The following is a 13,392-nucleotide window of genomic DNA, read 5'->3' on the forward strand; positions in this document are numbered from 1 at the left end:
CGGAGACCGCGCCGGCCGCCGCGCCCGACGAGAGGCCGAACAGGAACGGATCGGCAAGGTCGTTGCGTGTCACCGTCTGAAGCAGCGCGCCGATGACGCCGAGCCCGGCGCCGACGGCTACGGCCAGCAAGGTGCGCGGCAGCCTGAGGTCGACGACGATGCTGGCGACGGGGCCGGCCCCGCCCTCGGCCTGCAACCCGGCCGCATGCGCCAGCGCCCCGACCACCTCGCGCAGCGGTATCAGCGTCGAGCCATAGGCGATCGACAGCAGCGCTAGCGCGATCAGAATGATCGCGCCCGACACCATTGCGAGGGCGAAATGCTTATGGCGCGATGTCAAAACGCTTCCGGATGCATGGCCTTGGCTATCTTGGCGATCGCCTCGATGTTGGCCGGTCCGGGCGTAAGCTCGGCATAGCGCAATGCCACGAAGCGCTCGTTCTTGACCGCGTCGGTTTCCTTCATCGCCGGATGGGCCTTGAGGAAATCGAGCAGCTTCTTGTAGCCGCCGCCATCCTGGTAATCGAGCAGGACGAGGAATTGCGGGTTGCGCGAGGCGACCGTCTCCCAGTCGGTGTTGCCCCAGCTGGTGTCCATGTCGGCCATGATGTTCTCGCCGCCGGCGGCGGAGATCATCGCGGTGGGAATCGCGAACTTGCCGGCGGTGAAAGGCTTGTCCTCGCCGGAATCATAGAGGAACACCCTGGTGCCCTTGTGGTCGCCCACCTTGGCGGTGATGTCGGCAAGCTGGGCCTTCCAGCCGGCGACGAGCTTCTCGGCGTCGGCCTCCTTGCCGAAGATCTTGCCCAGCTTCTCGACGTCGCCATAGAGCAGGTCCATCGAGGCCGCGGGCCGGTTCTTGTCGAGATGGACGCAGCTCTCGGTCAGCACCAGCGTCTTGATGCCGTGCGGCGCGAGCGTGTCGGGCGTCACCTCGCCGCCCGGCTTCATGCCGTAGTACCAGCCGGCGAAGAAGAAATCGGGCTGGACGGCAACGAGGTTTTCCAGCGTCGGATACTTTGGCGCGAGTTCCGGGATCGATCCCTGCTCGGCCTTGAATTCCGGCCCGACCTTGTACCAGCCGGTGATGCCGGTGAGCCCGACGATCGACGGCTGCAGCTTCAGCGCGAACGCCATCTCCGTCATGTTGAGGTCGTGGATGACGGCGCGCTTGGGTGGCGCATCGAAGGTAAGCGGCTTGCCGCAACTGTCGACCGTGACCGGAAAGGCATAGGCGGACGAGGCGATGAACGAGACGGCGAGTACGAGGCCAAGACGTTTCACGGAGATTCTCCTTATTGGTTTGTGTGGGTTCAGGATGGCGAGGAGGCGCGACCGGGAAGATCGAAGACCGTGAGTTCGCGATCCTCCGTCGGATGAGGCAGGCGCAATACGTCGATGCCGAACACCTGGCGGATGACGTGATGGTTGAGCGCCTCGCGCGGCGGAGCCAGCGCGTGCAGCCGGGCCTCCTTCATCACCGCCACGCTGGTGGCGAAGGGCGCCACCAGCGCCAGATCGTGCAGCACCGCGACCACGGTCGTGTCGAAGCCGGTCACCATTTCCAGCAGCTCGCCCCGGGCGCGCGGGTCGAGGTGGTTGGTGGGCTCGTCGAGGAACAGTATCCTCGGCTCCTGCGCGATGGCGCGGGCCAGCTGCGCGCGCTGGCGTTCGCCGCCGGAAAGCGAGCCGATTGTGCGGGCGAGCAAAGGCAAAAGCCCCGTCCGGCGCAACGCGTCGACGACGATGTCGCGCTCCTCGCGCTTGCGCCTGAGACCGGTGTGCGGCACCCGGCCAAGCTCGACATAGTCGATGAGCGCCAGCCGCGGATCGGGGTGGTCGGTCTGGCCGACGACGGCCATGCTCAAGGCCCGCTCAGCCGCCGTGAACTTGTCCAGGCGCCGCCCGGATAAACGCACCTCGCCTCCGCTCGGCGAAAGCGCGCCGCATAGCATGCGCAGAAGCGTCGTCTTGCCGGCGCCGTTGGGGCCGATGATAGCCAGACGCTCGCCCGGCGCCAGCGTGAGGCTGACGTCGTCGACCAGCATCCGGCCGTTCGCCAGCGCGCTGAGACCACGGGCTTCGAGAAGCGGCGTCATGGCTGGCTCCCGGGGTAACGGCCGGGGCGCGGAATGCGCGCCAGCGTCTTGCCCGCAAGGCCGGCGGGACGCTGGCCGGAATTGCACCAGCCGTCGGCGAGCGAAAGATAAAGGCTTGCGAAACGCGCGAGGTCGGGCGCATCGGTGCGCGCGGCGATGGAGCCGAACAGATAGGCGGCCTTGCCTTCCGCCTGGAAGGCCACGGTGAGCGGGCGCTCGCAGCCGGCCATGCAGGCAACGCCGTCGACCGTGAAGCCGCGCGCAACGGCCGGCTCGTGATGCGCAGCGAGCCGCGAGCGCAAATCGGCGCAGAGATCCTCACCGGTCTTCTCGCCGGTCGCCGGATCGCGGCAAAGGGTGCACACAAAGATGCGATGGTTTCGATCGATGTCGCCGTCCAACATTCCGTCACTTTCCAAACTTGCGACGGAAGGATGCTGGACGGCCCGGCCGAACAGGACGGAAGCCCGCGTCTCCTCCCGGCACACCCCGTCCGGTCAACTCGTGTCGATGGCAGGTCTCCTGGCTCGCGGGTCATCGCGCCATCCGCCTTCCCAGCCTCGCCGGCCAGTGGCGTTTCGGATGGAACTCGCCGCTCACAGTTGCGGGGGCAGCCACGGTCTCGACCCAAGCGGGCTTCACCGTGTTCCCTTTTTCACCCTTCGCCTTGCGGCTCCGGGACCATGACTCGCTCAGCGTAGGTTTTCCGTGCCCGGGATGCAACAGGGCGGTGTCCGGCCGGACGTAATTCACGAGAACCAACTCTGAGGCTTTTTCCGATATGTAATAACGTTACAACCATAAGGCGGTATCACCTGTCAATCGGCGATTTGAAAACTCTCTCCATCTTCGCGCGAAGCGCAATTTCGATCAAACTGCCCGCCAAGACAGCCGATAAGTTCGACGCGCCGAATGCGAGGACCCATGAACCCGACCGAGAAAGCGCTGTGGTTCGTCGAAAGCCATCTGCCGAATGCGATTTCGCTCGACGATGTCGCCGCGAGCAGCGGCGTGTCGCGCTTCCATGCGACGCGGGCCTTTGCCGCCGCCACCGGCCGGTCGGTGATGGGCTATGCACGGGCGCGGCGGCTCAGCGAAGCGGCGCGCAAGCTCGCCAGCGGCGCGCCCGATATCCTGGCGATCGCGCTCGATGCCGGATACGGCTCGCATGAGGCGTTCACCCGCGCCTTCCGCGACCAGTTCGGCACCACGCCGGAACTGGTGCGCGCCCAGGGCTCGACCCGCAACCTCGAACTCGTGGAACCCATTCTCATGGACAGTTCGCTTCTCAGCACGCTCGAGCCGCCGCGCTTCGAGACCAGCCGGCCCTTCCTCATCGCCGGGCTCGGCGAACGCTACAGCTGCGAAACCAGCGCTGGCATTCCGATGCTGTGGCAGCGCTTCGGCCCCTATATCGGCCACATCCCGGGCGAGATTGCGGGCGTCGCCTATGGCGTCTGCGTCAACGGCGACGATGCCGGCAATTTCGACTATATCGCCGGCGTCGAGGTAGCCGATTTCTCCGATTTGCCCAGGGACTTTCACCGTGTTCGCGTGCCGGCGCGGAAATACGCCGTGTTCTCGCATCGCGAGCACATCTCGACCATCCGCCGCACGACGAACACGATCTGGAACAAATGGCTGCCGGCCTCGGGCCACGAGATCGCCGACGCGCCGGAGTTCGAACGCTACGGGCCCGAATTCGATCCGCATAGCGGCAATGGCGGGCTGGAGATCTGGGTGCCGGTGAAGGCATAGGCGCCTTCTTCCTTCTCCCCTTGTGGGAGAAGGTGGATCGGCGCGCAGCGCCGAGACGGATGAGGGGTGTTCCAGCGGAGTGAGACGCTGGTGGTATCTGGAGCACCCCTCATCCGTCGCCTTCGGCGACACCTTCTCCCACAAGGGGAGAAGGAGAAGGCTATAGCTCCAGGTCCCAGGTCTGGCCGACCAGATCCTTGCCGAAGGAATGGTGGCGCTCCTCGTCCACCAGCTTGAAACCCGCAGCCTGATAGATGCGGCGGGCCGAACCCAGTATGTCGTTGGTCCAGAGCGTCAGCGTCCGGTAGCCCTTGGCGCGCACGAAAGCGATGCACTCTTCGACAAGCCGCGCGCCGATGCCCAGGCCGCGAGCAGAGGGCTCGACATAGAGCAGGCGCAGCTTGGCCACCTCGGGCGACTTGCGCACGATGAAGACGGAGCCGACCACCTCGCCCTCCCGCTCGGCGACCCAGCCGCGCTCCCATTGCGGGTCGAACTTCTTGACGAATTCGGCGAGGATCTCGGCGACCAGGGCCTCATAGGTTTCGTCCCAACCATATTCCTGCGAGTAGAGCATGCCCTGGCGGCGCGTGATCCAGCCGATGTCGCCAACCTGCAGCGGCCGCAGGATGTAGGGCACCTTGGGTTCGGCGCGGTCGCCGAGCAGGTCCTGCACGGTGCGCATAGCCTTGACCAGGCGCTCCTGGTCGGCTGGCGCCAGACGATCGAGCAGAGCGCGCACCTGGTCGTGCGAATCCTGGTTGAGCGGCGCGAAGGCCTCCCTGCCGGCCTGGGTAATAGCGATCGAGGAACGCCGCGCATCGGCCTCGCTGGCGGCGCGCTCGACCAGGCCGCGCTCCTCGAATTTCTTGAGGAGCCGGCTGACATAGCCGGGGTCGAGTCCTAGGTCGCGCACCAGGTCGCTGGCGACCGGCCCGTCGCGATGGGCGAGTTCATAGAGCACCCGTGCCTCGGTCAGCGAGTACGGGCTCTTCAGCAGGCCCTCGTCGAGCAGCCCGATCTGGCGTGTGTAGAAACGGTTGAAGGCGCGCACCGCGTCGATGCGCTCCTTGCCGGGGTGATCGTGGATGGTCATGGGGTTTCTCCTGTCCTGGACAGGATCAACCATTTAGTTGACTGAGTCAATAAATACGGTGGGCGCATACTATATGGCTTCGTCATTCTAGGGCGGAGCAAGGAGCGAAGCGACGCGCGCAGACCCTGGAATGACGACCTCGCAGGCCGGCAATAGTCGCGAGCGCCTGTTGGCTCCTCACCCCATCGGCAGCGTCGGCCAGAACTCGACGATGCGACCTGCAGAGAACACCGCGATCGACCCAAATTGCTGCAGCACGGCCTCGCTTTGCGTCGGCCGCAGGAAGGCATACTCGCCCGGCTTCACATCCGCTCCGGCCGGCAAGCCCATTAATTGCTGGTTGGACGACAAGCCGATCAGGCCGTTGGGTTTCATGCCCGCTGGAAACACCGGCTCGGCCATCCACTTGCCGCCGTAGAGATAGCAACCCTTGCGTGGGAACAGGCCAAGGGCTTGCAGCATGCGGGACACCGCCGGCGGCCCGGGCAGTTGCGCATCGAGCGCTTTCAGGATCGGAGTCGCGATGAAGGCGGCCGGCTGGAAGCCGTCGAGGCCGGGCTTGTCGAAGTCGCCCGGCAGCACGAAGGCCGAGCCGATCGACACTTCGTTGGCAATGCCTGCGCCATGCAGCAGCGCCGTCTTCGAGCCGCCGATGTTGAGGATGCGGCGCTGGTCGGGCTTCAGCACGTCGATGAAGCCTGCGGCCTCGGCGGAAGCCTTCTTAAGCGCCTTGGCCGCGCCGCCGAACAGTCCCGGGATTTCCGGCGCATGCGCCTCATAGGCCATGATGCCTTCGCAATGCATGCCGCCTGGTATTTCGAGCGCGGCGATCTCCGACGGACCGGAAAAGCCGCCGCGATGCAGGCCGACATCGACCTCGAAGGCGAAGCGCAGTTCGGTGTCGAGCGCGGCGGCCAGCGCGCCATATTCCGCGAGCCGCTCAGGCGTGTCGATCAGCCAGCAGACGCGCGACCACCAGCCGGCGCCGCCCCTGGTCAAGGCCGACCTGGCGGCACCCGCCGGCATCGGCTTGCCGTAGAGCAGATCGCCCTCGGGAAAGGCATCCAGCACGGCCTGCGTCACCGGCGGATGGAAGGTCATGAAGCGGTTGGTGCCCAGCGCCTTCGCGATGTGCGAAAGCAGCGGCACGCACGGCAGCGACTTGTCGACCAGCCGCACCTCAAGGCCAGGCGCCAGCCTTTGCTTCACCAGCGCGATGTTGCCGTCCAGCCGGTCGCGATCGAGCACAAGACAAGGCCGAAAGATGTCGGCGGCCCTCAACGCCTTCGACAGCTCGGCGAAATAGGCGCTCATTGCTGGATGCCGAACAGGCCGGCCATGTAGGGCGACACGAAGCGGTTCTCGGGGTCAATGTCACGCCGCACGGCCATCGCATCGTCCCAGCGCGGATAGAGTTTCCTGAAATCCGAAGCCTTCAGGCTGTGCATCTTGCCCCAATGCGGCCTGCCGCCATATCTGCGGAAGATCGGCTCGGCGGCGCGCATGAAAGGCAGCGGGTCGTTCGCCGCATCGTGATGGATGGCGATCGAGCAGGTCAGCCTCTTGTGGAAGGGCGAAAGCCAGAATTCGTCGGGCGCCACCGAACGCACCTCCATCGGGAAATAGACTTCCGGAAAGTGCTTTTCCGTCAGCGCGATGATCTCGGCCAACGCCTTGGGACCTTCCTCGTAAGGCAGGTGGTACTCCATCTCGTTGAATTTGGTGCGACGGTCGCTGGCATAGACGTTGAGCCAGTCCTGCACATAGTCCTCGGACGGCACCTTCTTGACCGCGCCCTTGATCAGCGCGCGGCGCAGCGACGGCAGCCAGCGCAGGATGGTGCGCAGCTTGCGCAAGGTCGCCAGCCCTTCCTCGTCGTCCTCGGTCGGGCGCGCGGTGGTCGGCTTGTCGCTCAGGTCGCTGGCGATGAACTGCACGTAGCCCGCGAAGGGGATGTAGTAGAACTCGGCCGAACGATGCGCGGCCATCATGGTCTCGAAGTCGCGCAACATGTCGCCCACCGGCAGCACCCATTTGCGACGGCGCAACCGATAGGCGGCGATGTTGTTCATCGCCACTTCGGTGAGCACGCCGAAAGCGCCAAGCGCGACGCCGGTGGCATGGATCATGTCCCGGTCGCTTGCGCGGCTGAACTCGCGCAGCGTGCCCCGCCCGTCGACAAGCTGCACCGTCTCCAGTTGCGTGTGATAGGCGCCGAGCGTTGTCCCCGAGCCATGGGTGGCCGTGCCCAGAGCGCCGCCGATCGCCTGGCGGTCGATGTCGCCCATGTTGGGCAGGCCCTGGCCGATATCCTGCAGTATGCGCGTCAGCGCGCCCAGCCTCGTGCCCGCCCTCACCCGCGCCCGGTTGGCGGCGGCCTCATGCCCGACCAGCCCTTCGATCTTCTCCAGCGAGACGATCGTGCCGTCGGTCTGCACCAGCGGCGTGAAGGAATGGCCGGCGCCGACGACGCGCAAGGGACCGGGCGCCGAGCGCACCAGGTCGACCAGTTCGCCGGCATCGGCGGGTGTCGCAACCAGCTTCGGGGCCGCCTTCACGAAGCCCGACCAATTGCTCCAGGAGTTCGCCATGGCCGCCTCCGCTCAGGCCGGTACGCGCCGGCGCTGCGCGACCAGCACGAAGACGCCGAGCAGCGCCACGCTGGCGAGCGCCGTGCCGGCGGCGAACAGCGGCACGGGCCGGAAGTCCTGGCCCTCGATCAGCAGCGAGGCGGCGATCGGGCCGATCGCCAGGCCGAAGAGCTGAGCTGCCGGCACCAGAAGTGCCGCGTTGCGCGTCTCGTCGGCGGTGATTGCAAGGCGAATCTGGTACGGCACGATGAAGAGCAGGATGAAGCCCATCACCAGCGCCACCGCCCAGAAGAGGGTGAGCCCGGGGCCGGACGCAAGCAAGGCCGAGCAGACGACCGCGATGGCGCCGATCACGACGATGGCGAAGCGGTAGTCGATGCGCGCCTCGAACGCGGTGGCGGTCATCGCTCCCACCACCTGCGCGGCAAGGCTTGCCGAGACCATCAGGCCGACGGTGCGGCCGTCGATGCCGAACTGCGCGCCGATCGGCTCGAGGAAGGCCCAGACCGCGCCGAAGAACATGAAGTAGCAAAAGATCGACAACAGCGCGGTGATCGCCGGCACGGTGAGCACATTGGCGAAATGCTCTTCCTTCGGCAGGTCGGCATAGTCGTCCGCGACGGCCCAGGCGACGACCAGCGACAGGAGGCAGACGACGCCTAGCGCGATGAAGCCGCCGGCAGAGCCGGCCGCCGGCACGGCATAGAGCGCAAGCAGCAGCGCCAGCGCGCATTGCGCCAAAGTCTGCAACGTGACGAAATAGCCGCCGATGCGCTCGGCCCGGCGCGAGCGGGCGATGAGCTCGGTGGCGACCGCGACGAGGCCGCCTTCCGCAAGGCCCGCCAAAGTGCGCGCGCCGATCAGCGCGGTCGGGTTCGTGGCATAGGCCGTCCAGAAATTGGCCAGCGCCAGCAGGACGAGAAGCACGGTGCTTTTCCAGCGCATGTTGCGGGCCGGCAAGAGCATCGCGACGACCGCCGAACCGATGGCGATGGCGATCATCTCGGCGGTGGCGACAAGGGCGAGCTCGTCGCCCGTGACATGGCCTTCCGTATAAAGCGCCCCGAGCAGAACCGGCTGCAGCCCGAGGATGAGCAGGCCGACAGAACCGATCCAGAGCGCCGAGGCCAGTTGCAGGCCGGTCGGGTTGCCGACCAGCCAATCGGCATTTTCAGCATGTGCCATATTAGCAGTCACGAGCGCCCTCCCTTGCGACCCGACCAAAAAGCTGACAAGTTGTCAGCATCGGCAAAACTGATACTCGATCAGGTTCATGTCAACCGCGAAGTTCGCATCATCCGCGAGAAGATTTGGCGCATGACGCAGTCAAAGCGCACGACGACCGAACCACGGCGCAGGCCCAAGCAGGAGCGCAGCCGCGAGCGCATCGACGCCATCCTGGCGACGACCATGCGGCTGATCGGCGAGAAGGGCATCGACGCCGTGACGATGAAGGAAGTCGGCGCGCTGGCCGGCGGGCCGATCGCCACCGTCTACCACTACTTCCCCAACAAATCTGCGATCCTGGCCATGCTCTACGAGCGTTTCTCGGAAGAGAGCCGGGCGCGCTTCGGCGCGATCATCGCCGAAATCCGTGGACTGGACGGCGTGACCGCCGCCGCCGACAGCATGCTCGACGACTACTACGCCCGCGTGGCGGCGGACCCGGCGATCCAGGACCTGCAGAACGCGATCCAGGCCGACAAGGCACTGCAGCATCTCGACATCGCCGAAACGCGGCATCAGGCAAAGATGTTCTGCGACCATGTCGGGCCGATGCTTCGAGCGGAGCAACGCGAGGCCTTTGCGCGCGTGGTGTTCCTCATCTTCCAGCTTGCCGGCGGGGTGGTGCGGCTGGCGCTGACGCAGGATAAAGACGAAGGCTGGCGCACGATCGAGGATTACCGCTCGATCATTCATACGCAGTTGCGGCTGTTTTTGTAGTTGGCAGCCCGCAAACGGCGGCGCTCACCCCCCTCTGGCCTGCCGGCCATCTCCCCCTCAAGGGGGGAGATTATCTGCTCGCCAGCTTTCGCCAATCGCCAACGCTAGAAGACGAGCGGGCTCCCGACGCTGCCAATCTCCCCCCTTGAGGGGGAGATGCCCGGCAGGGCAGAGGGGGGTGCTGCCCCGCCAACATTTGACGGCCTGCGCCCCTTTCACCTCGCATCCAGCTTCGGTCCCAAAATCTCCACCAGCCAATCCACGAACACCCTCACCCTCGGCGACAACTGCCTGCTCGGCGGATAGAGCACCGAGATCGGCGTCGGGGTCGGCGGATGATCCGCGAGCACCTCGACCAGCCGGCCGGCCTCGATGTCGGCGGCGAAGCGGCGGCGTGGCGCCTGGTAGAGACCGAACCCCTGGCGCACGAGCGTGGCAGCGGTGTCGGAGTTGGATACCGTGACCCTCGACGGCAGGACGATCTCGCGCAGCTTGCCGTCGACGGTGAATTCCAGCGGCATCACCTGCCCAGTGCGCGACGAGACGAAGCCGATCATCATGTGCCCGGAAAGCTCGTCCAGCGAGCGCGGCAGCCCGTGGCGCTCGACATAGGCGGCGCTGGCTAAAGTCGCCTCGCGCGCCATGCCGATGCGGCGCGCGATCATGTCGCTGTCCGGCAGCGTGCCGGCGCGCACGACGCAGTCGACGCCCTCCCGCACGAGATCGACCAAGCGGTCGCCCTCGCCGATATGCACCGAAAGTTCAGGATAGCGGGCAAGCAGCGCCGGCAATTCAGGAATGACCAGCGTGCGGGCCAAATGGCCATTGATGTCGATGCTCAGCCTTCCGCGCACCTCATGCGCGCCGAAGCCCCCTTCCGCATCCTCGATGTCGGCCAGGATGGCGATGCAGCGCTGGTAATAGGCTTCGCCATCGAGCGTCGTGGTGACGTGGCGCGTGGTGCGCCTCAGCAGTTGCACGCCGAGCCGCTCCTCCAGTTGCTTGATCGACGCGGTGGCGCTGGAACGCGGGAGGCCGAGATCGGCGGCGGCCGCGGTGAAGCTGCGCCGTTCCACGACGCGGGTGAAAAGCCGCATGCTGTCGAACCTGTCCATCCGCGATTGTTCGCACGAGCTGAATAGTGTTGGCAATCTGCAGCCGATTATATCGTCCAGTCAGGCGAGTATATGGAGCTCCATCACTACGAAGGAGATTTCGCCATGACCACCCGCCCCATCGCCCTCATCACCGGCGGCAGCCGCGGCCTCGGCCGCAATACCGCGCTCAGCCTCGCCCGCAAGGGTGTCGATCTGATCGTCACCTATCGCTCACGCGCTGACGAGGCGAAGGCGGCCATCGCCGAGATCGAGGCCGCCAGTGGCCGCGCCGTCGCGCTCGAGCTCGACACCGGCGCCGTCGCCACCTTCCCCGCTTTCGTCGAGGCGCTGAAGAAGGCGCTGAGAGAGACCTGGCAGCGCGATCGTTTCGACTACCTCGTCAACAATGCCGGCACGGGCCTGCATAGGGTGATCGCCGAGACGACCGAAGAAGAATTCGACACGCTGATGAACACGCATCTCAAGGGTGTCTATTTCCTCACCCAGGCGCTGCTGCCGCTGATCAACGACGGCGGTCGCATCATCAACATCTCGAGCGGGCTGGCGCGCTTCGCCGCCCCCGGCTCGTCAGCCTATGCGATGATGAAGGGCGGCATCGAGGTGTTCACGCGCTACCTCGCCAAGGAGCTCGGCTCGCGCGGCATTACCGCCAACACAGTGGCGCCCGGCGCGATCGCGACCGATTTCAACGGCGGCCATGTGCGCGACGACGCCGAGATCAACCGGAGGGTGGCAAGCGTCACGGCGCTCGGCCGGACCGGTGTGGCCGACGACATCGGCCCGATGATCGCCTCGCTGCTCTCAGACGACAATCGCTGGGTCAACGCCCAGCGCATCGAGGTGTCGGGCGGAATGAATATCTAGGTCACGCTACGGATCAGCCCCTCGAAGCCGTCGGCAAGATTGGCGTTGCCGGCGGCGATGAAGGCGGACAGGTTCCTGGCGCGGCCCGGCGTCTTGTTGGCGTCGAGCAGCACCGCCCTGCCCTCATGCACGACGAAATCGAACTTGCCGTAGTCGAAGCCGAGCTCGCGCCTCAGCGCGCGCAGCTCGTCCGGGACCGGAACCGACTCTCGCCGGATGGTGTCGTCGCCCTTGACGAGGCTTTGCGGCGAAACATGCCTGGTGCAGCGCTCGCGCTCACCACAGAAAGTCCAGAAGCGGGCGCCGAAGCCGTCAGGCTCCGGCTCGGGAATGAATTTCTCCACCACTAGGTCGTCGCGCTCGAAGACCTCCGCCGGCACGTCGGCAAGCGAGGCGTGGACCCGATAATCGTCGGCAGCTCTGATGCCGGGAAACGGCTCCGGCTTGCCGGCGCGCCGCGAACGGTTGTTCAACAGCCGCTCCTGCGTGCCCATATGGTTGAGACTGCTCTTGACGATCACCTGCCCCGCCCAGCCGTCGCCCCTGCGGATCATGGCGCCGCTGACGCGGCGCTTGGAGATGTCCGCGGCGCCGAGGTTGAGGCAGTAAGGAAAGGCGCGCGCATAGTCGACATACTCGGCCGGCGTCACGGTGGCGTCGACATGCAGCACCGCTATATCGGCTTCAGGCTTCGCCGAGGTGCCGTTGAGGATGCGGGCGGAATGGCCGCGCCGATTCAGTTCCGCCAGCAGGTCGAACAGCATGTAGGGGCTGTCGCGGCGCAGCAACGGGCCGCGCCGGCGCTGGAATCGATCGAACTCGTGCGTAATCACCGCGATATGTGCCACTTGCCCCCCTTGGTTTCCGCGCGGCGGTCAAGTAATCGACACGTCATGCGTGAACCGGGGGGGTTTTGCATGACGCAGCATTGGAATGCAATTCGCAAGCATTGGCAGTTGCTTGGGCCGCCGTTGCGGCCGCCGGCGGAAGCGGTCGAGACCTACAACAGGGAGCTCGACCTTTCCGGGGCGCATGTCGTCCTGCTCGGCGTGACGCCCGAGCTCGCCGGGCTCGGGGCGACGATGATGGCCGTCGACGAATCCGCCGACATGATCGCCGGCATCTGGCCGGGTGACACGGCTTCGCGAAATGCCGTCAACGGCGACTGGCTCGACCTGCCTGCTCCCGGCGCAAGCGTCGACGCGGTGATCGGCGACGGCTGCCTGTCGGTGCTCGGCCTTTCGGCCGCGCGGCGGGGGTTGTTCGCGGCAATCGCCCGAGTGTTGCGCATCGGAGGGCGAGCCGGCGTACGCCTCTTTGCCGGCCCGGAAACACCGGACGACCCGCAAGCGGTGCGGGCGCTCGCGCTTTCCGGCGGCGTCTCGACCTTCCACGAGCTCAAATGGCGCGTCGCCGTGACCGCGACAGGAGAAGCGCCCGACCACGCCATCCCCGTGAAGAGGATCGTTGAAGCCTTCGACGCGCTGTTTCCCGATCGCAAGGAGCTTTCAGCCAGCACCGGATGGGACTTGCCGGTCATCGGCACCATCGACGTCTACCGCAACTCCTCAGTCATCTACAGCTTCGCGCCGGCCGCGACCTTGATCCGCGAGGCGCAAGCCTTCTTCGGCGATGTCCGCACAGTTTCGACCGGCAGCTACGGCTTCGCCGAGCGGTGCCCGCTGCTGGTGATGCGGGAGCCGAGGGGCTGAGATCTATCGAGAAAAATTCCTTTGCTAAGCAAACGGCGATGGCCATATTCCCTTGCGCGAATGCAGGCCGGGAAAATTTCGCGCGATTGCCTCTTCCCGCGCGCCTTGACTCTGGAAACCCACCAGCCTATCTCAGCGCCACGTTAGCACTCGTCATTGGTGAGTGCTAACCAAGTCCGGTTTCGCCGGACGGAGGAACAGTTCTCACCG

14 protein-coding genes and 1 riboswitch are annotated in these 13,392 nt (G+C 65.9%); of the genes, 4 read left to right on the plus strand and 10 right to left on the minus strand.

The features are described from left to right. The 4 genes from Q0L57_RS26860 to Q0L57_RS26875 all read right to left on the minus strand — a co-directional run. On the minus strand, positions 1-307 hold a 307-nt coding region (locus tag Q0L57_RS26860), incomplete at its 3' end, for an iron chelate uptake ABC transporter family permease subunit (protein WP_296746122.1). A 29-nt stretch (positions 308-336) separates the two neighbouring features. Further along, complete coding sequence (locus tag Q0L57_RS26865) at positions 337-1,284, minus strand: ABC transporter substrate-binding protein (protein ID WP_296746109.1); 948 nt, start codon at positions 1,282-1,284, stop codon at positions 337-339. Positions 1,285-1,313: 29 nt separating this feature from the next. Continuing rightward, positions 1,314-2,099, minus strand: coding sequence for an ABC transporter ATP-binding protein (locus Q0L57_RS26870; protein WP_296746110.1), 786 nt, complete (start codon positions 2,097-2,099; stop codon positions 1,314-1,316). Next, a complete protein-coding gene (locus tag Q0L57_RS26875) occupies positions 2,096-2,503 on the minus strand; it encodes a DUF1636 family protein (protein WP_296746111.1) in 408 nt (135 codons plus the stop codon). Before Q0L57_RS26875 ends, Q0L57_RS26870 begins: the two co-directional genes overlap by 4 nt. 90 nt (positions 2,504-2,593) lie before the next feature. Continuing rightward, positions 2,594-2,800: riboswitch (cobalamin riboswitch) on the minus strand. 223 nt (positions 2,801-3,023) lie between these two features. Between Q0L57_RS26875 and Q0L57_RS26880 the strand changes: the two genes are divergently transcribed. Beyond that, entirely contained in the window at positions 3,024-3,857 is an 834-nt protein-coding gene (locus tag Q0L57_RS26880) for an AraC family transcriptional regulator (protein ID WP_296746112.1), read from the plus strand. Positions 3,858-4,017: 160 nt separating this feature from the next. Here Q0L57_RS26880 and Q0L57_RS26885 read toward each other — a convergent pair whose 3' ends face one another. The 4 genes from Q0L57_RS26885 to Q0L57_RS26900 form a co-directional block, all read right to left on the minus strand. Further along, positions 4,018-4,953 carry a bifunctional helix-turn-helix transcriptional regulator/GNAT family N-acetyltransferase gene (locus Q0L57_RS26885; RefSeq protein ID WP_296746113.1) on the minus strand — a complete coding sequence of 312 codons (936 nt, stop codon included), beginning with the start codon at positions 4,951-4,953 and terminating at the stop codon, positions 4,018-4,020. 177 nt (positions 4,954-5,130) lie between these two features. Then, positions 5,131-6,267: an alanine racemase gene (locus tag Q0L57_RS26890; protein WP_296746114.1), complete on the minus strand. Its 1,137-nt coding sequence runs from the start codon at positions 6,265-6,267 to the stop codon at positions 5,131-5,133. Next, positions 6,264-7,544 carry a D-arabinono-1,4-lactone oxidase gene (locus Q0L57_RS26895; RefSeq protein WP_296746115.1) on the minus strand — a complete coding sequence of 427 codons (1,281 nt, stop codon included), beginning with the start codon at positions 7,542-7,544 and terminating at the stop codon, positions 6,264-6,266. The genes Q0L57_RS26890 and Q0L57_RS26895 overlap by 4 nt, the downstream gene beginning before the upstream one ends. A 12-nt stretch (positions 7,545-7,556) precedes the next feature. Beyond that, a complete protein-coding gene (locus tag Q0L57_RS26900) occupies positions 7,557-8,741 on the minus strand; it encodes an MFS transporter (RefSeq protein WP_296746116.1) in 1,185 nt (394 codons plus the stop codon). 120 nt (positions 8,742-8,861) lie between these two features. Here Q0L57_RS26900 and Q0L57_RS26905 point away from each other — a divergent pair, with 120 nt between their 5' ends. Then, the gene (locus tag Q0L57_RS26905) at positions 8,862-9,488 is read left to right on the plus strand and encodes a TetR/AcrR family transcriptional regulator (protein WP_296746117.1); all 627 of its coding nucleotides are present in this window, start codon (positions 8,862-8,864) and stop codon (positions 9,486-9,488) included. Between the two features lie 215 nt (positions 9,489-9,703). Here the strand turns inward: Q0L57_RS26905 and Q0L57_RS26910 are convergent, their stop codons facing one another. Continuing rightward, the gene (locus Q0L57_RS26910; RefSeq protein ID WP_296746118.1) at positions 9,704-10,603 is read right to left on the minus strand and encodes a LysR family transcriptional regulator; all 900 of its coding nucleotides are present in this window, start codon (positions 10,601-10,603) and stop codon (positions 9,704-9,706) included. A 105-nt stretch (positions 10,604-10,708) separates the two neighbouring features. Between Q0L57_RS26910 and Q0L57_RS26915 the strand changes: the two genes are divergently transcribed. Continuing rightward, on the plus strand, positions 10,709-11,470 hold the full coding sequence (locus tag Q0L57_RS26915) for an SDR family oxidoreductase (RefSeq protein ID WP_296746119.1): 762 nt from the start codon (positions 10,709-10,711) through the stop codon (positions 11,468-11,470). Here Q0L57_RS26915 and Q0L57_RS26920 read toward each other — a convergent pair. Further along, complete coding sequence (locus Q0L57_RS26920) at positions 11,467-12,318, minus strand: hypothetical protein (protein WP_296746120.1); 852 nt, start codon at positions 12,316-12,318, stop codon at positions 11,467-11,469. The genes Q0L57_RS26915 and Q0L57_RS26920 overlap by 4 nt on opposite strands. A 69-nt stretch (positions 12,319-12,387) precedes the next feature. Here Q0L57_RS26920 and Q0L57_RS26925 point away from each other — a divergent pair, with 69 nt between their 5' ends. Next, positions 12,388-13,182, plus strand: a complete 795-nt coding sequence (locus tag Q0L57_RS26925) for a class I SAM-dependent methyltransferase (protein ID WP_296746121.1) — start codon at positions 12,388-12,390, stop codon at positions 13,180-13,182. Positions 13,183-13,392 lie beyond the last annotated feature (210 nt).

This window comes from Mesorhizobium sp. (assembly GCF_024509055.1).
Taxonomy (GTDB): domain Bacteria; phylum Pseudomonadota; class Alphaproteobacteria; order Rhizobiales; family Rhizobiaceae; genus Mesorhizobium.